General features: G+C 71.4%; 17 protein-coding genes. 11 read left to right on the top strand and 6 right to left on the bottom strand.

The features are described 5' to 3' along the window. Positions 1–94: 94 nt before the first annotated feature. The 3 genes from B2W79_RS05545 to B2W79_RS05535 all read right to left on the bottom strand — a co-directional run bounded on the left by B2W79_RS05545 (position 95) and on the right by B2W79_RS05535 (position 3,835). The gene (locus tag B2W79_RS05545; protein ID WP_060923286.1) at positions 95–1,054 is read right to left on the bottom strand and encodes an ABC transporter permease; all 960 of its coding nucleotides are present in this window, start codon (positions 1,052–1,054) and stop codon (positions 95–97) included. Further along, the gene (locus tag B2W79_RS05540) at positions 1,054–2,391 is read right to left on the bottom strand and encodes a quaternary amine ABC transporter ATP-binding protein (RefSeq protein ID WP_071327956.1); all 1,338 of its coding nucleotides are present in this window, start codon (positions 2,389–2,391) and stop codon (positions 1,054–1,056) included. The genes B2W79_RS05545 and B2W79_RS05540 overlap by 1 nt, the downstream gene beginning before the upstream one ends. A 331-nt stretch (positions 2,392–2,722) precedes the next feature. After that, positions 2,723–3,835 (bottom strand): class I SAM-dependent methyltransferase, encoded by a 1,113-nt coding sequence (locus tag B2W79_RS05535; RefSeq protein WP_292787741.1) that lies wholly within the window; start codon positions 3,833–3,835, stop codon positions 2,723–2,725. Positions 3,836–3,924: 89 nt separating this feature from the next. Between B2W79_RS05535 and B2W79_RS05530 the strand changes: the two genes are divergently transcribed. The 6 genes from B2W79_RS05530 (at position 3,925) to B2W79_RS05505 (ending at position 9,888) form a co-directional block, all read left to right on the top strand. Beyond that, positions 3,925–4,908: an ABC transporter ATP-binding protein gene (locus B2W79_RS05530; protein WP_292787739.1), complete on the top strand. Its 984-nt coding sequence runs from the start codon at positions 3,925–3,927 to the stop codon at positions 4,906–4,908. Continuing rightward, positions 4,908–6,530, top strand: coding sequence for an ABC transporter permease (locus B2W79_RS05525; RefSeq protein ID WP_292787737.1), 1,623 nt, complete (start codon positions 4,908–4,910; stop codon positions 6,528–6,530). Before B2W79_RS05530 ends, B2W79_RS05525 begins: the two co-directional genes overlap by 1 nt. A 75-nt stretch (positions 6,531–6,605) precedes the next feature. After that, entirely contained in the window at positions 6,606–6,995 is a 390-nt protein-coding gene (locus B2W79_RS05520) for a GntR family transcriptional regulator (RefSeq protein ID WP_292787734.1), read from the top strand. Further along, entirely contained in the window at positions 6,992–7,909 is a 918-nt protein-coding gene (locus B2W79_RS05515) for an ABC transporter ATP-binding protein (RefSeq protein ID WP_071327960.1), read from the top strand. Before B2W79_RS05520 ends, B2W79_RS05515 begins: the two co-directional genes overlap by 4 nt. Continuing rightward, positions 7,909–8,595, top strand: coding sequence for a hypothetical protein (locus B2W79_RS05510; RefSeq protein ID WP_292787731.1), 687 nt, complete (start codon positions 7,909–7,911; stop codon positions 8,593–8,595). Before B2W79_RS05515 ends, B2W79_RS05510 begins: the two co-directional genes overlap by 1 nt. A gap of 174 nt (positions 8,596–8,769) precedes the next feature. Then, positions 8,770–9,888, top strand: coding sequence for an FUSC family protein (locus B2W79_RS05505; RefSeq protein ID WP_292787729.1), 1,119 nt, complete (start codon positions 8,770–8,772; stop codon positions 9,886–9,888). Between the two features lies 1 nt (position 9,889). Here B2W79_RS05505 and B2W79_RS05500 read toward each other — a convergent pair whose 3' ends face one another. Beyond that, positions 9,890–10,480, bottom strand: coding sequence for an ArsR/SmtB family transcription factor (locus B2W79_RS05500; RefSeq protein WP_292787727.1), 591 nt, complete (start codon positions 10,478–10,480; stop codon positions 9,890–9,892). Between the two features lie 70 nt (positions 10,481–10,550). Between B2W79_RS05500 and B2W79_RS05495 the strand changes: the two genes are divergently transcribed. Continuing rightward, positions 10,551–11,849, top strand: a complete 1,299-nt coding sequence (locus B2W79_RS05495; RefSeq protein ID WP_292787725.1) for an MFS transporter — start codon at positions 10,551–10,553, stop codon at positions 11,847–11,849. 15 nt (positions 11,850–11,864) lie between these two features. Here the strand turns inward: B2W79_RS05495 and B2W79_RS05490 are convergent, their stop codons facing one another. Together B2W79_RS05490 and B2W79_RS05485 are read right to left on the bottom strand one after the other, a co-directional pair. Continuing rightward, positions 11,865–12,398: a hypothetical protein gene (locus B2W79_RS05490; RefSeq protein WP_025104187.1), complete on the bottom strand. Its 534-nt coding sequence runs from the start codon at positions 12,396–12,398 to the stop codon at positions 11,865–11,867. Between the two features lie 201 nt (positions 12,399–12,599). Then, entirely contained in the window at positions 12,600–12,818 is a 219-nt protein-coding gene (locus B2W79_RS05485) for an SCO4848 family membrane protein (RefSeq protein ID WP_136051470.1), read from the bottom strand. Between the two features lie 119 nt (positions 12,819–12,937). On the opposite strand from B2W79_RS05485, the gene B2W79_RS05480 reads away from it, so the two are divergent. Genes B2W79_RS05480 through B2W79_RS05465 form a run of 4 tightly spaced genes read left to right on the top strand, consistent with a single transcriptional unit; the run spans position 12,938 to position 18,125 of the window. Next, complete coding sequence (locus B2W79_RS05480; RefSeq protein ID WP_256209364.1) at positions 12,938–13,561, top strand: RNA polymerase sigma factor; 624 nt, start codon at positions 12,938–12,940, stop codon at positions 13,559–13,561. Further along, positions 13,558–14,013: a hypothetical protein gene (locus tag B2W79_RS05475; protein ID WP_062637543.1), complete on the top strand. Its 456-nt coding sequence runs from the start codon at positions 13,558–13,560 to the stop codon at positions 14,011–14,013. Before B2W79_RS05480 ends, B2W79_RS05475 begins: the two co-directional genes overlap by 4 nt. Before the next feature lie 50 nt (positions 14,014–14,063). Next, positions 14,064–15,635 (top strand): S8 family peptidase, encoded by a 1,572-nt coding sequence (locus tag B2W79_RS05470; protein WP_292787720.1) that lies wholly within the window; start codon positions 14,064–14,066, stop codon positions 15,633–15,635. 48 nt (positions 15,636–15,683) lie between these two features. Beyond that, the gene (locus B2W79_RS05465) at positions 15,684–18,125 is read left to right on the top strand and encodes a CHAT domain-containing protein (RefSeq protein ID WP_292787718.1); all 2,442 of its coding nucleotides are present in this window, start codon (positions 15,684–15,686) and stop codon (positions 18,123–18,125) included. Positions 18,126–18,254: the final 129 nt, after the last annotated feature.

Here is an 18,254-nt window from a genome sequence, read left to right as displayed (position 1 = left end):
CTGTGCCGGGATCGAAACCGTGCCGGGATCCGCGCCCCGGCGCCCCTTTTCGGTCCCGCACCGGACGAAAGGGGGTGGGGGCGCGGGACGGGGCTCAGGCGCGGGCGAGCTCGGATTCGGTCGAAGCCTCCTCGGCGGGCGCGGAGGCTGCGGGCTCCGACGCCACGGGAGCGGAGGGCCGGGACGAACCGCGACGCTTCAGCATGCCGAGGAGCGAGGAGCGGTTCTCGCCGGGCGCGCCCAGAGCGGCGGTCACCCGGTCGAGGAACACGGCGATGAGCACGACGCCCAGTCCGGCCTCGACACCCTTGGGGATGTTGATCGTCGAGATCGCCTCGACGACCATCTTCCCGAGCCCGTCGGCACCGGCCATGCCGGCGATGACCGCCATCGACAGGGCGAGCATGATGACCTGGTTGACGCCGGCCATGATGGTCGGCATCGCGAGGGGAAGCTGGATCCCGCGGAGGATCTGCCCCGGCGTCGCTCCGAAGGCGTGTCCGGCCTCGACGGTCTCCGCGTCGACGCCTCGGATGCCCAGCTCGGTCAGGCGCACACCGGGAGGCAGCGCGAAGATCACGGTGGCGACGAGTCCGGGCACCACGCCGATGCCGAAGAACACGATCGCCGGGATCAGGTACACGAAGGCCGGCATGGTCTGCATGAAGTCGAGCACCGGCTTGAGCGTCGCGCGCACGGTCGCATTGCGCGCCGACCAGATGCCGAGCGGCACCGCGATAAGCACGGCCACGACGGCGGCGACGAGCACCAGGGCGAGCGTCTGCATGGCCGGCACCCAGAGGTCCATGGCGACGATGAGCCCGAACGACAGGATCGTGCCGATGGCGAGCTGCCACGAGCGCACGAGCCAGGCGATCAGCGCCGCGATCACGATGATGACGGCGAAGTGCGGCGTGAGGAGCAGACGGGTGAGGCCGTCGACGAGGAAGCTCACCACGAACGAGACCGCGTCGAGCAGGCCGTCGAGGTTGGCGGTGATCCAGTCGACGCCGGCGGCGACCCAGTCGCCCACGGGAATGCGGAAACCGTCCATCAGCGCACCTCCTCCGCCTGGGTCCCTGAGGCGAACCCGCCCTGGGTCCCTGAGCTCGTCGAAGGGCCGGGCTCGGCCGTCCATCCGTCGTCGAGCACGGCGTCGATCTCGGCCTGGGGCATGGGGGTCATCGGCAGCAGGATCTCCTCGGTCGCTCCGGGCCCGGGACCGAGCGCCGCGAGCAGCGTGACGCGCGGGATCACACCCGCGAGGCGGCCGTCGGCATCCGTCACCGCGAGGGGCAACGGCGACTCGACGGCCGGGACGAACAGGTTCATGAGGACGTCGTCCTCGCGGACGCTCTGCAGCACCGGCTTGATGATCGAGTCGAGGCGCGTGGCGCCCTGCCGCACGAGCTTCACGGCGTCGCGGTCGGTGACCACGCCGACGAGCTGACGGTCCTTGCCGACCACGTAGGTCGCCGACATGTAGGCGTCGCGCATCTGGCGGAGCGCGGTGCGAGGACCGGCCGACTCGGCGACGACGGGGCGCGGACGCTCCATCACGTTGGCGGCGGTGAGCACGCGGGCACGGTCGACGTCCTGCACGAACTGCTCGACGTAGTCGTTCGCCGGGTCCATGAGGATGTCCTCCGGGGTGCCGATCTGCACGATGCGGCCGTCGCGCATGACGGCGATGCGGTCGCCGAGGAACATGGCCTCGTTGAGGTCGTGCGTGATGAAGACGATGGTCTTCTGGAGCTTCTGCTGCAGCTCCAGGAGCTGCTCCTGCATCTCGCGGCGGATCAGCGGGTCGAGCGCGCTGAAGGCCTCGTCCATGAGCAGGATGTCGCTGTCGGCCGCGAGGGCGCGGGCGATGCCCACGCGCTGCTGCATACCGCCGGAGAGCTCGGACGGCAGCTTGTCGCCCTGACCCTCGAGCCCGACGAGAGCGAGGATCTCCTCGGCCTTGGCCTGGCGCTCGGCCTTGCCGACGCCCTTGAGCTCGAGCGGGTAGGCGACGTTCGCGGCGACCGTGCGGTGCGGCAGCAGCGCGAAGTGCTGGAATACCATCGAGATCCGGTCGCGGCGGATCTCCCGGAGGCGCGCGGCCGGAATGCCCGTGATCGGGTCGCCGCCCACGGTGACGGTGCCCGCGGTGATGTCGTGCAGGCCATTGAGCATGCGGATGATGGTCGACTTGCCCGATCCTGACAGGCCCATGATGACGAAGATCTCACCGCGGTTGACGGTGAAGCTGGCGTCGATGACGGCGGCGGTCCCCGCGTCGGCGACGGCGGCGCGGCTCTCTCCAGCCTTCAGCCGACGGACGGCGGCGCTCGGATTCCTCCCGAACACCTTGTACAGATGGCGCGCTTCGAGTGCTGTTTCGGACACGTTTCCCCTGCGGCTCGGCCTTCGGGTGGCTGAGCCTGCTTCGGTCACGCCCGGGTGATCCTCACGAGGCCGTTCGACGTCTTCGCTGTGGCGGCACAGGCGGCGGATTTCGGATCCGCCGCAGAGGGGATCGACCGTACGCCCACGCCTCTTCGCCGCACAGCTCATCGAAGGAAGGACGTGACCGCGGACTGGTCTATGGGCCGTCAGGCCCGCAGACCAACGTAACGAAATGGCCGGTCAGCGGCAAATCCTGCACTGCGGACGTGCCCGGGTTTCCGGCGCTGACCGGGGGATAGTACGAGCGTCTAGCAATCTCGGCGCACCGTGCTCACGCGCGACGGACGGAGCGCGTCACGGTGAACTTGGGGGTGCGCCGGAGCTGTTCGGTGGGGCCGATGAGCCGAGTCAGCTCGGCCCGGTAGCCGAGGCTCGAGTTGTACACCGTGAACAGCTCCCCGTCCGGTCGGAGCAGGCGCGCGGCGGCCTCGAACAGGCGGGTCGCGGCGCCGGTGTGCACGCTGGCGCCGAGGTGGAACGGCGGATTCAGGAGCACCGTGTCGAAGCTCGCCGCGGCGAGCGCCGACCCCGCGTCGTCGTGGGTGACCTCGATCCGATCGGCCACCCCGTTCGCCGACGCGGTGGCACGGCCGGAGGCGACGGCGGCGGCCGAGCGGTCCGTGGCGACGACCCGGTCCTGCGGGCGAGCACGCGCCCAGGACACGGCGAGCGCGCCCGTCCCGCAGCCGAGGTCGAGCACGCGGCGCCCGGCGTTCCCGTCGAGGTCGAGCACGTCGAGCAGCGCACGGGTGCCGATGTCGAGGCGGGCACCGGCGAACGCGCCCCCGTGGGCCACGAGGACGAGGTCGCCGTGCCGCGCCGACACCGGGAACGGCGGGGACCCCGGTACGGGGAGGGGTTCGGTGGCGACGAGCAGCCGCGACTTCCGCTCGGCGCGCTGCGCCTGCACGTGGGCGAAGCTCCGCGCCAGGACGTCGTTCTGACCGAGGGACATGTGCTTCACGCGGCCTCCCGCGACGAGCACCACCTCCGAGGCGGCCCAGCGAGCCACGGCGTCGGCGATCTCCTCCAGTTCGGCGAGGGCCTTCGGCAGCTGCAGCAGCACCAGTCTCGCTCCGGCGAGCAGATCGGCATCGAGCTCGTGCGGCGCGAACCCGCCGATTCCGAGCTCCTCGGCGTTGCGGGCGAGTGCGCGGCGTCCGGTCGCGAGGTCCTGGTGCACCCGGATCCCGAAGCGCCCGGCCGCCGTGAGAGCGAGCGTGATCGCGCCGTACTCGTCTCCGATCACGACCGTCTCTGACCCCGGCACGTCGAGCGCGAGCGCGCGTTCCACGAGCAGGAGGTCGGTCGCATCGTGGGCCTGGAGGTTGTCTGCCTCGACGTCGGGCCAGCGACGCAGGCGGCTGTAGGGGAACTCCGGCACCAGCCCACTGTACGCGGGGCACGTAAGGATCTCGCATGTGTCGATTTCGCCCGATTCACAACGTCGTGGATCGGGCGTACGCTCCGCGCATGACCACCGTCATCGCCACCCGCGACCTCGCGAAGCACTACGGGCACGTGCATGCCCTCGATGGCCTCGACCTCACCGTCGAGCAGGGTCAGGTGCACGGCTTCCTCGGTCCGAACGGGGCCGGCAAGTCAACCACGATCCGTATCCTCCTCGGCCTCGCGCGGCGCACCGGGGGTGAGGTCGAGGTCTTCGGCGAAGACCCGTGGGATCGCGCCGTCGACCTGCATCGACGCATCGCGTCCGTGCCAGGAGACGTCAGCGTCTGGCCGAACCTGTCCGGGGGCGAGGCAGTCGACCTGCTTGCCCGACTCCGCGGCGCACGCACGAGAGACGCCTCGTACCAGCACGAGAAGAAGCGTCTGATGGACGCGTTCCAGTTCGACCCGCGCAAGAAGGGCCGCGCGTACTCGAAGGGCAATCGGCAGAAGGTCGCTCTGATCGCGGCGTTCGCCGTGCCTGCCGACCTCTACATCCTCGACGAGCCGACCAGCGGACTCGATCCCCTGATGGCGGTCATCTTCCAGCGTGAAGTGGCCCGCGCCCACGCGAACGGCGCGACCGTGCTGCTGTCGAGCCACATCATGAGCGAGGTCGAGCAGCTCTGCGACCGGGTGTCGATCATCCGCGCCGGCCGCGTCGTGGAGACGGGGACCCTGTCGGAGCTGCGTCATCTCACCCGCAGCGACGTGTCGTTCACCTCCGCCGGAGCGACCCTCGAACAGGTCGGCCGCATCCCGGACGTGCACGACCCCGCGCAGCACGGCGACCGCTTCCGCCTCTCCGTCGACAGCGATCACACGGCGACGGTGCTTCCCGCCCTCGCCACTCTGGGCATCAGCGATCTCCGCGTCGCCCCGCCCTCGCTCGAGGAGCTGTTCCTGCGCCACTACGGCGATGACCTCGCCGGCCTCGAGGCGGCCGAGGACGGCGAGACGGAGCACGAAGCGCCTTCCACCCGCCGCGCACTGAAGGATCGTGCGTGATGACCGCCTTCGGCGTGCTGCTGGGACAGCGGCTGCGGCGTGATCGGCTGCAGCTCACGCTGTGGATCGTCGGCACGGCGCTGATGGCCTTCGCCGGATACGCCGGAGTCAGCCAGTCGTACTCCACCCTCGCCGACCGGCAGAACATCCTCGCGGCCGCGCTCGCGAATCCGGTGATCCTGATGTTCCGCGGGCTGCCGTCCGGCACGTCCGAAGGGGCGTTCCTGGCCTTCGAGGTGCTGCCGTGGCTGGCGTTCCTCGCCGCCCTCATGAGCACATTCCTCGCCGTGCGGCACACCCGGGGCGACGAGGAGGCGGGACGGGCGGAGCTCGTCTGGGCCACCCCGGCCGGGCGCCGCCTTCCGACGATCGCCACCCTCGTGCACGGCGTCCTCGCGAACGTCGCCCTGGCCCTACTCACGGCGCTCGCGCTGGTCGCCACCGGCCTTCCGCTCGCAGGATCGGTCCTGGCGGGGGCCGCAGCGGCATCGTGCGGCATCGCGTTCCTCGGCATCGGCCTCCTCGCCGCGCAGCTCATTCGCACCTCCCGAGGCGCGAACTCGCTGACGGTCTGGGTGCTCGTGGCGACGTTCCTGATCCGCGGGATCGGCAACGCGGCGGGCACGCCGAGCGACGATCTCACGAGCATGACGAGCGCGTGGCCGGCGTGGCTGTCCCCCTTCGGATGGGTGGAGCAGAGCCGCCCCTACGACGCCGACCTGGTCGGGCCGATGCTGCTCGGCCTGGCCTTCGGGCTCGTGCTCGCCGGCGCATCCGTCGCCCTGCAGTCGCTGCGCGACATCGACGCGAGCTTCGTCGCGGAGCGCCCCGGCCGGGTATCGGCACGGCCCGCGCTCGCCTCGCCGCACGCGCTGGTGTGGCGGCTCACGTCCGGAGCGATCGTGGGATGGGCGGTCGGCGGGGCGATCACCGGCATCCTCGCCACCACCCTGAGCGGACTGGTCGACCGGATCTCGGGCGAGAACCCGGCCGTGGCCAACATCCTGACCACCATCGGCGGAGCGACGGGCGGGCTCGACGAGGTCGTGGTCACCGTGTTCTTCACCCTTCTCGGCATCCTCGCCGCGTGCTGCGCCGTGCAGATCGTGGTGCGCGCACGGCAGGAGGAGGCGCGCGGCACTGCCGAAGCCGTGCTGGCGACCCCGGTCGGTCGTGTGCGCTGGCTCGCCGACTACGTGATTGTTGGCGTAGTCGCGGTGGTGATCGTGGTCGCCGCCGCGGTGCTCGCCGGCTGGGTCGGGATCCGGGTGAACGGCGGCGCGGATTCGCTGTACCGCATCGTCGCCGTGGCAGGAGCGGGGCAGGCCCTCGCGGCGGCGGTCTTCGCCGTGCTCACCGCGCTCGTCTTCGTGCTGCTCCCCCGCGCGACGACGGCCGTCGCGTGGAGCCTCGTCCTGCTGGCGACCCTGTTCGGGCTGTTCGGCCCGTTGTTCGGACTGCCGGACTGGACGATGAACCTCTCGCCCTTCGGCGTGACCCCGGTGGTGGACGGCAGCGGCGTGGATATACGCGGCCTGTGGTGGCTCGTGCTCGCCCTGATCGCGGGAGGCGCCGGGGCCCTGACCCTGATGCGTCGCCGCGAGCTCGCCCCCGCAGCCTAGGCAGCAGTTGCTTGACACCGCCCTGGTTCCGTGGTTACTTAGTCAAGTAAGTAACCCAGCAACCGCGGAGGACTCGTGATCGAAGAAGGCAAGCCGCTCTTCCTCCAGATCGCCGAGCAGATCGAGGACTCCATCCTCGACGGCTCGCTGGCCGAGGAGGCGCAGGCCCCTTCGACGAACGAGCTCGCCGCGTTCTACCGCATCAACCCCGCCACCGCCGCGAAGGGAGTCGCCATGCTCGCCGACAAGGGAGTGCTCCACAAGCGCCGAGGCATCGGCATGTTCGTCTCGGAAGGCGCCAGGGAACTGCTCCTCGGCGAGCGCCGCGCGGCCTTCGCCGACCGCTACATCGACCCGCTCCTCGCGGAGGCCCGCACGCTGGGCCTCGGCGCGGAAGACCTCGCGGACCTGCTCCGTCAGCGCGCCGCATCCGCCCCCACCCCAGAAGGGAAGAACCCCGCATGACCGCCGTCATCGAGGTGCAGAACCTCACCAAGCGCTACAAGGAGAAGCGGGCGCTCGACAACGTGTCGCTCGCTCTCGAGGGAGGCTCGATCTACGGGCTCCTCGGCCGCAACGGCGCCGGGAAGACGACACTCATGTCGATCCTCACGGCCCAGAACTTCGAATCCTCCGGCACCGTAAAGGTGTTCGGCGAGCATCCGTACGAGAACGCCCATGTGCTCGGCCGGATCTGCTTCGTCCGGGAGAGCCAGAAGTACCCGGACGATGCCACCCCGCGGCACGCGTTCGCCGCCGCGCGCCTGTTCTTCCCGCACTGGGACCAGAGCCTCGCGGACGAGCTCATCGCGGAGTTCCAGCTGCCGATGAAGCAGACCATCAAGAAGCTCTCCCGCGGGCAGCTCTCCGCGGTCGGCGTGATCATCGGCCTGGCCTCCCGCGCCGAGATCACGTTCTTCGACGAGCCCTACCTCGGGCTCGACGCCGTCGCCCGGCAGATCTTCTACGACCGCCTCGTGGAGGACTACGCGGAGCACCCGCGCACGATCATCCTCTCCTCGCACCTGATCGACGAGGTCGCGAACCTCATCGAGAAGGTCATCGTGATCGACAACGGCCAGATCCTCCTCAACGAGGACACGGATGCCGTCCGCGACCGCGCCGTGACCGTCGTCGGCGACGCCGCCAAGGTCGACGCCTGGGTCGGCGATCGCGAGGTGCTGCACCGCGACGAGCTCGGGCGCGTCGCCTCGGTCACCGTGCTCGGTGCGCTCACCGCCGACGACCGCGCGGAGGTGCGGGCCGCCGGCCTCGACCTCGCCCCCGTGTCCCTGCAGCAGCTCATCGTCCGCCTCACCCAGAAGGCCGAGACCCGCGCCGCCACGAGGGCCGAGGCCGCAACGGAAGGAGTCCGCTGATGCGACGCACACTCAACGTCATCCGCCTGCAGCTCATCAACCGGCAGACCTTCGTCTGGGTGCCGCTGATCATCCTCGCCTCGGCCGTGGTGATCTCGGTCCTCATCTACGCGATGATCCCCGGCGACGCCCCCAAGTACGGCGGAGGCGGCCAGGCGCCGCTGTGGTACTTCTTCGCGATCGGGCTGTCGGCCATGACCCTGACCTTCCCCTTCTCGCAGGCCATGAGCGTCACCCGGCGCGAGTTCTTCATCGGAACGCTGCTGACCGCGATCCTCGGCAGCGCGCTGCTCGGGATCCTCTTCCTCCTCGGCGGCGCGATCGAGCTGGCCACGAACGGCTACGGCGTGAACGGCTGGGTATTCCACCTGCCGTGGCTGTGGGAGGCCGGCCCGCTCGGCGCCTTCGTCGTCTACTTCACACTCGCCCTGTTCTTCTTCGTGGTCGGGTTCACCGGCGCGACGATCTACAAGAGCTGGGGCCCGATGGTGCTCACCATCGTCGGCGTCGCCCTGGCGCTCCTCCTCGTCGGGGTCGTGTTCCTCGTGACGCGGCTCGAGCTGTGGCGCGACGTGTGGCTCGGCATCCTCGACCTCGGCGCCGTGGGCCTCGCCCTCTGGGGACTCGTGGTCGTCGCTGTCCTCAGCGTCGTCTCCTTCCTCGCGTTCCGTCGAGCGACTCCCTGACGCGACGACCGGAATCCGCGGATGCCGCGGCCGCGCACCCCGCGCGGTCGCGGCATCCGCGTCCGGCCGCCCTCTACCCGGCGTCCGGAGCCGAGGCAACCCGGTGGCCGCACGCCGCGCGCCGCCCTATCCTCGCCGGACAGGACCACCCGACCGCCGCGAGGAGAGGATGACGTGACGCCCGACCTTTCGCGCCTGCGCGTCCGCGAACGCCGCTCGTACCTCGCCCGCACCGTCCGCGAGGCCGTCCGCCCCGCGCGCCTGCTCCTCGTGGTCAAGACGACGCTCGCCGTCGGGCTCGCGTGGACGATCGCGCCGCACATGCCGGGGGTCACCGACGAGTACCCGTATTACGCACCCCTGGGCGCGCTCGTGAGCATGTACCCCACGCTCATGGGGTCGATGCGGTCGAGCCTGCAGACCCTGTTCGGTCTGGCCACCGGCATCGGTCTGGCCGCGCTGATCGTGCTCACCGTCGGGCCGACGTGGTGGACGATCCCCCTCGTCGTCGGCCTCGGCGTCCTCGTCTCCGGCACCGGCTGGTTCGGCGTCGGCAAGGAGTACGTCCCGATGGCGGCGCTGTTCGTGCTCATCATCGGCGGTCAGAACGCGGACGACTACTCCCTCGGCTACCTGGCCCAGATGGGGGTCGGGATCGTGATCGGTCTGGCGGTGAACCTCCTCTTCGCCCCCGCACCGCTCATCGGATCGGCCGAGGCCCGGGTAGAGGAGTTCCGACGACAGCTCGCCGGGCACCTCCACGACATCGGCTCAGCGGTCTCGGAATCCTGGCCCCCGGAGACCGCGCAGTGGGCGGGCGATGCCGCAGCGCTCGCCGAGACCACCGCCGACCTCCGTGCCGCCCTGGCCGAGGCCGACGAGAGCGTCCGCTACAACCCGCGCGCGCGACGCCGGCATGCGGGCACCGCCCCCATCCACGAGCAGCTCTCCACCCTCGACCGGATCGCGCACCTCATCCGGGACATCGCCGACGCGACGGCCGACACGATCTGGGAGCGTCCGGCGGCCATGCCCCTGGATCCTGCGCTGCCTGAGCCGTTGTCGGCGGCCTGCCATGCCGTCGCCGACGTCATCGCGGAGGAGGACCCCGCCTCGAGCGCGGCGCACCGCCGCCGTGGGGAGGCGGCACGGGCGATCCGACTCCTGCTGGAGCGCGTCGACGACCGTACGTTCGACGCGCGCAGCTCGATGGGACCGGGCGTGCTGACGGCGATGCACCTCCGCCGCATCCTCATCCTCAGCGGCGAGCGCCCGGGCGAGGACGACGAGTGAGTCAGATGGTGTCGTCGGCGACGACGATGTCCAGCTGCCAGTGACGCCCCGCGGGATCCGTGTCGTCGTGCGCGGTGTCGGCGGCGGAGAGCACGTCGTTGATCTTGTGCATCACGTCGTCGAACTCGGCCTCGGTCAGCCGGATGGTGCGCTGCACGAACGACGCGTGCACCTCGGCGGTGCGACCGGAGACGTACTCGGGCGTCCAGGCCACCACCCGACGCAGCAGGTCGACGTGGTCTTCCGCGAGCGCGGCGACCACCGCATCGCCGAGCGCCTGATCCGCGACGGGACTCTCCGGACCGCCGACGGTGAGGGCCCCCTTGCGTCCCGTCCACACGCGGTCGCGGCGGTCCCTGGCCTGCTCCGGAGCCTCCTCGATGAGCCCTGCCTCGGCGAGCACCCGCAGGTGGAAGCTGGCGCTGTTGGCCGGCACGTCGAGCTCACCGGCGATGTCCGCGGCGCGCAGGAAACCACGGCGTGCCATGAGGCGCAGGATCTGCCGGCGCAGCGGGTGTGAATAGGCCTTGAGCATCGCCGACGTCATGAAGGCGGCGTCCTCCCGAGAGGTCTTCTCCGCGTCGTCAGCCATTCCCCGATCCTAGTCACGCAAATGCGCACGAACAGTTGCGCAATTATTCTTGCGAAACTATCGTCGAGCCATGAGCATGACGACCACGCCCCACCGCCTGTGGCAGAACACGCGCTACCTCACCTGGCTCATCAGCGATACGAGCAAGGGGCTCGCCTCGGCGCTCTTCGGGTTCGCCGTCCCGCTCCTCGCGCTCGTCATCACGAACGACCCCGCACAGGCCGGCATCATCGCGGGGGCGGGGATGGTGGCGCGGGTGCTGCTCACGCTCGTGGGCGGGATCATCGCGGATCGGCACCGGCGCATCGTGCTCATGCTCATCGGCTCGATTCTGGGGATCGTGCTGGCCGGCGCCTTCACGCTCGTCGCCCTCGGCGGCGCCCTCACCTTCGCGACCCTCCTCGTGATCGACGTGCTGCTGGCCGCGCGGAGCGGCCTCTTCGACGTCGCCGGCGAGAGTGCGCTGAAGGAGATCGTCCCGGACGACGCGATGGGGCGCGCGCAGGCCGCGAACCAGGGGCGCGATGCGGCCCTTCAGCTCGCCGGCGGCCCGCTGGGCGGCCTGCTCCTCGGGGTGGGCGGCTGGCTCGTCGGCGCGATCATGACCCTGTGCCACCTCGTCGCCGCCGTGACCGCCGGGCTCCTCGGGCGACAGGTCCGGCGCGCGGGAATCGCCGACGTCGGCGCTCTGGACGAGGACGACGGCGGCGCGCCCTCCGCGCGCCCGAACGCCTGGCGGGAGTTCCGCGAGGGCTTCGGCTGGCTGCTGTCCCGCCCCGACCTCGGCGGCGTCATGCTCATCATGACCATCGTCAACCTCGGCTTCAACGCCGCGATCACCACGGCCGTCTATGCGCTGCAGCAGGCGGGCCATTCCGAACTCCTCATCGGAACCGTCAGCGCGGCCATCGGCGCCGTGATGCTCGTCGGCGCGATCGTCGCCCCGCTCCTCGTGCCCCGGATCCCGGCGGGCGTGCTCACGATCGGCGGGCTCGCAGTGGTCGCCCTCGGCGCCGTCGTGCTGTCGTTCGCCTCGGCCCCGTGGACCGTCGCCGCCGTCCTCGGTGCCACGGTGTTCCTCGTCCCCGCTCTGAACGCCGGGATGATGGGCTACTTCATGGTGGCCACGCCGTCACGTCTGCTGGGGCGCGCGAACAGCGCCATGGGGGTCCTCGCGATGGGGGCGATGCCGCTCGCCCCGCTCATCGCCGGGTTCGGTCTCGCGGGGGTGGGCCGCCAGGGCACCATCCTCCTCTGCGCGGCCCTCTGCGTGGTGGCGGCCGCCCTCGCGATCGGGAACCGCGCCCTCCGCAGCCTCCCGGTCGAGGCTCGCTGGGCCGCGCACGCCGCCCGGTACGAGGCGGACTGAGGTGGAGACACTGCGCTAGTCGCCTGGCGTCGGGCCAGTGACGTCGGCGGCACCGAACAGCAAGCTGTCGACGACCTGGTCGCGCCGGGCCGGCCGCGCGGTGGTGTACCTCAGCAGATCTTCGAAGTGAGAGAACACGACGACCGCTTCTTCGAACTCTGGCTCGGAACCGTGGACGACTGCTCCGTCGTCTCGCACCGCCAGGTACTCGTATCCGTTGCGAACGGAAAGCAGGATGGGTGCGTGGCGCCTCCAGAAACGGGAGACCGCGACCGCCTCATCATCCGTCGTCGCGGCCTGGATGCTCAGCAGTTCACACTCGTTCCACGCGAACGCCCCCTCCGCGCCGGTCGAGTAGTCGTCGCGGGACAAGAACCACACCGTCTCGTCTGAGCTCGACAGGAGTGAGAACGAGGACACCCAGCGGATCACCGTTTCGGGTGCCGCGCGCAGCGGGGAGGGAACGCCGTTCTCCATCGACGTCGGCGGCTCAAACGTCCACCCGGCTTCCTGCAAGCTTCCGGCGGCACTTCGGAAGAGTTCCGGCATGCTCCCAGGCTACCGATCCGCACGAATCACCCTTCAGCAACCAATCCTGCGACAACCGCCGTGCCGATTCTCCCGATTCTCGTCTTGTTCAAAGACGTCTAGCGCGTAGAGCTGAACACATCTCGCCGGCGGCTCACCCGGGACAGTGGTCGCGATCGATGTCGGTCGCCGTCACATCAGAGCCGATAGGAGACCACCGATTCATGGCGCGAGCGCGAGCACGGTGATCCCCGCCGCCGCGGAGGCCACGGCCAGCACCAGCGCGATCGCGATGAGGATGACGTGCACACGGAGGAACGGGGTGGCCTTGCCGTTCTCGTCCCTGGCACGCGGGTCCTTCGCGACGCGGGTGTAGAACCGCGGCCAGACGAGCACGTTGAAACCGGCGTTGAGGAACAGCACGACGACGAGAGCGATCACCCCTCCACGCTAGCGAGGGCGGCGTGGCACCACGGATCCGGACGTCGGAATTCTTGGACGGCGACATGTATCACCGAGCCCTTGCCGTGCTCCTGGTAGGTGTGATCACAATGGGCTTCATGATCGACGGTGCCCCCGGCGCCGCCTTCGATCCCGCATCCGACGACGGGCGCGCACGCTGGGAACGCGCCGCGGACCTGTTCGATGCGTGGCGCGATGGCGACGGCCGCTCGATGGACGACCTGGTGCGGCTGATGACGCCCGTGCTCTGGCACGTCGTGCGCGCCTACGGCCTCGAACGCACCCTCGCGGAAGACGTCGTGCAGACGACCTGGCTCCAGCTCGTGCGCGGCCACGGCGCCATCGCCGACTCGCGCGCCGTCTCCGCCTGGCTGACGACCACCGCCCGCCGCGAGGCCTGGAAGGTCGGCAAGGCGAACGGTCGCGTCGACACCGCGGAGTCCGACGACCTGGACGCCCTCCTTCCGGAGCAAGCGTCCGCCGAGGAGCACGCCGCGCTCGACGACGAGAACCGGCGGCTCTGGGCCGCCGTCCGCCGCCTCGCCGAGCGGTGTCAGCGCCTGCTCCGGGTGATCGCCTTCGAGGATCGTCCGGACTACGCGCGCCTCGCGCGCGACCTCTCCATGCCGGTCGGCAGCATCGGCCCGACTCGCAGCCGCTGCCTCGCGAAGCTCCGCGACCTCCTCGACGCCCCGGCCACTCGGACGGAGGGACGATCATGAGCGATGAGGACGACGCCCGGCTGTTCGCCCGCCTGCGCAGCCTCTGGAGAGAGGTCGATCCGGTCCCTGCCGGGCTGATCGACCGGATGGTCGCCGCGGTCGCCGCAGACGGGCTCAACCGCGAGTACGCGCTGCTCACGCTCGTGGAAGGCCAGCGCGGCGCGGTCCGCGGCGAGACCGACGCCCTCACCCTGCAGTTCAGCGACGGCAGCACGAGCATCCTCCTCCACGTCACGACGACCGCGTCCGGGCGACGGCGGATCGACGGCTGGGTGGACACCGCCGCCGCGGAGATCCTGTTGCTGCAGGGCGAGCGCGAGCGCCGGACGACCCCGGCGGAGACGGGCCGATTCGTGTTCGACGAGGTGCCGTCCGGGCTCAGCCGCGTGCGCCTGACCGCGACGGTCGGCGACGAGACCCGCACCCTGGAGACCCCGCAGTTCGAGTTGTGACCCCGCATCGCCGGCGCCGTCGCCGTCGATGCCCACGGAGAGGATGACCGATGGATCAGCCCCAGGGATGGACCTGGCAGGACCGCGCGGAGGGATCGATCCGCCGTGGCACCGCCCTCGACCCCAGCACGGAACCGGTGGACGGGATCCGGGCGTTCCCCACCGCGTACCTGCCGGAGCGCCTGCTCATCACGCGCGCCCTCGGCGAGGAGGAGGCGTACGACCGCGAGCTGCGCGCCCTGAGGGATGCCGCGGACTCCTTCGGCTGGCGGCTGGAACTGGAGTCTCCGGAGCGCGAGATCGGGAACGGCGAGCTCGTGCCGGGCGTCGCGGGGTTCCTGCGGGCGCGCCTGACCACGCCGGATGAGCCGACCAGGGGCGAATCCCCCGTGGCACCCGACGCCTGGCGGGTCTTGCAGCGCGCGCGCCGGCTGTCACGCTCGACCATGCCGCGGACCAGCCTCGAGCACGTGCTCTCGATCGATCCGGTCGGACTCAACCCGTTCACCCGGACGAACCCGTTCACGCGGACAAACCCGTTCACCCGGACGAATCCCGTCCGGGGTGCCGCTCCCGGCGGTGGCGGCAGCGACGACTACCTGGAGCCCGGACGCGGGGCGCGGCAGCCGGTCACCTGGCTCGGACCCGCACCGGCTCGCGCCGCCGCTCCGAAGCGCGGACGACGGCCGGTCGTGGCGATCCTCGACACCGGCTGCGGCGAGCATGCCTGGCTGCCGTCCGACATCGTCACCCGGCACGTCGAGCTCGACGGCGTCCCCGTGGGCTTCACGGACGACGCCGACCCCGAACGCTACCCCGACCTGTACGGGCAGCTCGACGGGGAGATCGACGCGGTCGCCGGTCACGGCACCTTCATCGCAGGCCTCGTGCGTCAGGCGGCACCGGACGCCGACATCCTCTCCATCCGTGTCGCCGGCGCGCTCGGGGTGGTCGACGAGAGCACGCTCCTGGAGACCGTGGCGCAGGTCGTGGAACTGCTGCGGCGGCACCGCGAGGACCCGAAGACGGGCTTCCCGATCGACGTGCTCAACCTCTCCCTCAGCTACTACCACGAGACCCCGACCGACGGACTCTTCAGCACGACCCTGTACGAGCTGCTCGCGAAGGCCAGAGAGCTCGGCTGCGTGGTCGTCTGCTCGGCCGGCAACGACGCGATCGACCGGCCCTCGTTCCCCGCCTCGCTGTGGCCGTGGCCCGGCGCCGACAACGGGCTGCCGTCTGACGACGGCGCTCCGCACGTGTCGGTCGGCGCCCTGAACCCGTCGGCGCACTCTGTCGCCCTGTTCTCGAACGTCGGCCCGTGGGTGCAGGTGTACGCCCCGGGCGCCGCCGTGGTCAGCACCTCGCCGGCCTTCGTCGGCGGCGCGCAGGCGGCGACCCGCGCGGACATCGACGGGCTGCCGCGCGAGACGCTCGACCCGGACGACTACCGCGGCGGCTTCGCGGTGTGGAGCGGCACCTCCTTCGCGGCTCCGTACATCGCCGGTCGAGTCGCGGCCCAGCTCGGCGCCGTCCCGGCCGAGGGGGTGAAGCCCGCCGTCGCCGCGAAGGCCGTCGCCGCCGTGCTGAAGTCCCTGCCGACGCCGCACGAGAAGTCCTGACACCTCGCACCCTTCCGCACGACCGCTCCGGCACGGCATCCTGGACGGATGCCCCTGTCCGCGAGCGCGCTGCACCGACGCGGCGTCGAGGCGGCCAACGCCCGGCAGTTCACCCGCGCCCGGCGGGAACTGGAGAAGGCCGCCGCCCGCACCGACGACGCCGACCTCCGCGCCCGCATCGACGGGACGACCGCCTACGTGCTCGCGCAGACCGGCGAGCCCGCGGCCGCGGAGGCGCTGTGCCGGGAGGCGCTGGCCAGGGACGGGCTGCAGGCCGAGACCATCGCCCTCCTCGGCGGGCAGCTCGGCGCCCTCCTCATGCACGGCGGACGGCTGGAGGAGGCCGAGGCGAGCCTCACCGCCGCGATCGATGCCCTCGGCGCCGGAGCTGAGACCCCCGCGCTCGCCAACTGCCTGATGAACCGTGCGGTGGTGCGGATGCAGCGCCATCAGCTCGACTCCTGCATGGCCGATCTCCGTCGTGCGATAGGGATCTACGAGGCGCACGACGAACGGGACTCCCTCGCGGAGGCCACGCACAACCTCGGCTATGCCGCACTCCTCGGCGGCGACCTCGTGTCGGCGCTACGCCTGATGGCCGAGTCCCGGCCGACGTTCGCCGCCACCAGCGCCCTCGCCACCGCCATCAGCGACCTCGACCGCGCCGAGGTGCTCCGCGACGCCGGGCTGACGACCGAGGCAGAGGCCCTGCTCGCCCAGGTGGCCGTGCAGTTCGGCGCCCAGCGGATGCGCCAGGCCCGCGGCGAAGCGGAGTTCCACCTCGCCCGCTCGCTCGTCCGGCACGATCCCCGGGCCGCCGCGCGCACCGCGAGGACGGCCGCCCGCCGCTTCACCTCCCTCGGCAGCAGCGGCTGGGCGGCCCGCGCCGCGGCGGTGGAGATGGAAGCGCGACAGCGGATCCGGCCCGATCGTCCCCTCGATGCCGCCGCGTGGGAGCAGGTGGCGCAGGAGCTCGACCGGAGCGGCTTCCGCACCGAGGCCACGGCCCTGCGGCTGACCGCTCGTCGTGAGGACACCGGCCGTCTCCCGCGCGTCTCCGCCTCGGCTCCGACGCCGCTGCGACTCCGCGCACAGGAGGTGCGCGCGGCCCGCGCCGCCGGACGCGGTCGCGACGGCGAGGCGCTGCGCGCCGCGGCCACCGGGCTCGACCTGCTGTCGGCGTGGCAGCGGTCGTTCGGCGCCCTCGACCTGCAGGCCTCCGTCGCCATGCATGCCAGCGACCTCGTGTTCACGGGACTCGCGGCGGCCGTCCGCCGCCGCGACCCGGCGACGCTCTTCGAGTGGTCCGAGCGCGCCCGGCACCTCAGTCAGCAGGTCGCCCCGGTGCGCCCGCCGCATGACGACGCCCTCGCCGCCGACCTCGCCGAGCTGCGGATGCTGCGCGCCGACCTCGCGGGGGCGGACTGGACGACCGACCCCACCGTCCGTGCGCTCCGCGACCGGGTGCGGGAGCGGCAGTGGTCCGCCACGGGCTCCGGGGCGACGCGGGAACGTCGGACGCTGGCCGAAGCCGCCGCCCTGCTGCCGGCCGACACGGCAGTTCTGGCCTACGTCTACACCGGCACCGGCCTGCACGGGGTGGTGGTGCAGCCGGACGCCGCGACCCTCGTCGACCTGTCGTGGCCGCGGGTGCGGATTGCTCTCGACGGCCTGCGTGCCGACCTCGACATGGCCGCGCTCACGCGGGACGGCGCGATGGGTCCGGTGACCGCGCGCGCTCTGGCGGCGCGCCTCGCGGTCCTCGACGAGGAGCTGCTCGCGCCGATGCGTCGGGCCGCCGCGGGTGCCGCGCGGTTCGTGATCACCGTTCCCGGAATCCTCGGCGGGGTGCCGTGGGCCATGCTCCCCGGCATGCACGGCGTGCCGTTCACCCTCGCGACCTCGGTCTCGCGCTGGCTCGACGGGGAGGCCTCGGCTTCCTCGGCCCCCAGCGTCGGGTTCGCGGCGGGACCGCGCGTGCCGCGGGCGGCGGAAGAAGTCCAGCGCGCGGCGGAGTCGTGGGCGGGACGAGGGACGACCCGGATGCTGCAGGACACCACTGCGACCGTGACCGCCGTCACCGCGCTGGCGGCCTCCGTCGACGTGCTCCATATCGCCGCGCACGGGCGTCACGCGGTCGACAATCCGCTGTTCTCCGGGTTCGAACTCGCCGACGGGGTGCTCTTCGGCTACGACGTCGACCTCATCGCCCGGGTGCCGCGGACTGTGATCCTCTCGGCGTGCGAGCTGGGGCGGTCCTCCGTGCGCTGGGGCGAGGAGGCCCTGGGCATGACGCGCGTCTGGTTGCATGCGGGCGCGGAGGCGGTGATCGCGGCCCCCGTCACGGTGCCGGATGACGACGCGTGCGAGCTCCTGACCGCGGTCCACGACGGCCTCTCTGCCGGCGCGTCTGCCGCCGACGCCCTGGCGAGCGCCGCGCTCACGACGGGGGTTTCCGCCCCGTTCCAGTGTCACGGCAACGGATTCTGACTTTTTTCCCGGATCGAGGTATCAGAACCGCACCGGCCTTCTCCTGTTCTTCGGAAGGTGTCGAGCGACAGGCCTCGAAGGGAGAGGCACGAGGGAGGCGCCGTCGGTTCTGGGGAAACGCCGCTGGGG

The sequence above is a fragment of the Microbacterium sp. UBA7513 genome, from assembly GCF_002478345.1.
Lineage (GTDB): Bacteria > Actinomycetota > Actinomycetes > Actinomycetales > Microbacteriaceae > Microbacterium.
Note: the sequence above shows the minus strand (reverse complement) of the source record. Positions and strands in the feature narration are given on the sequence as shown.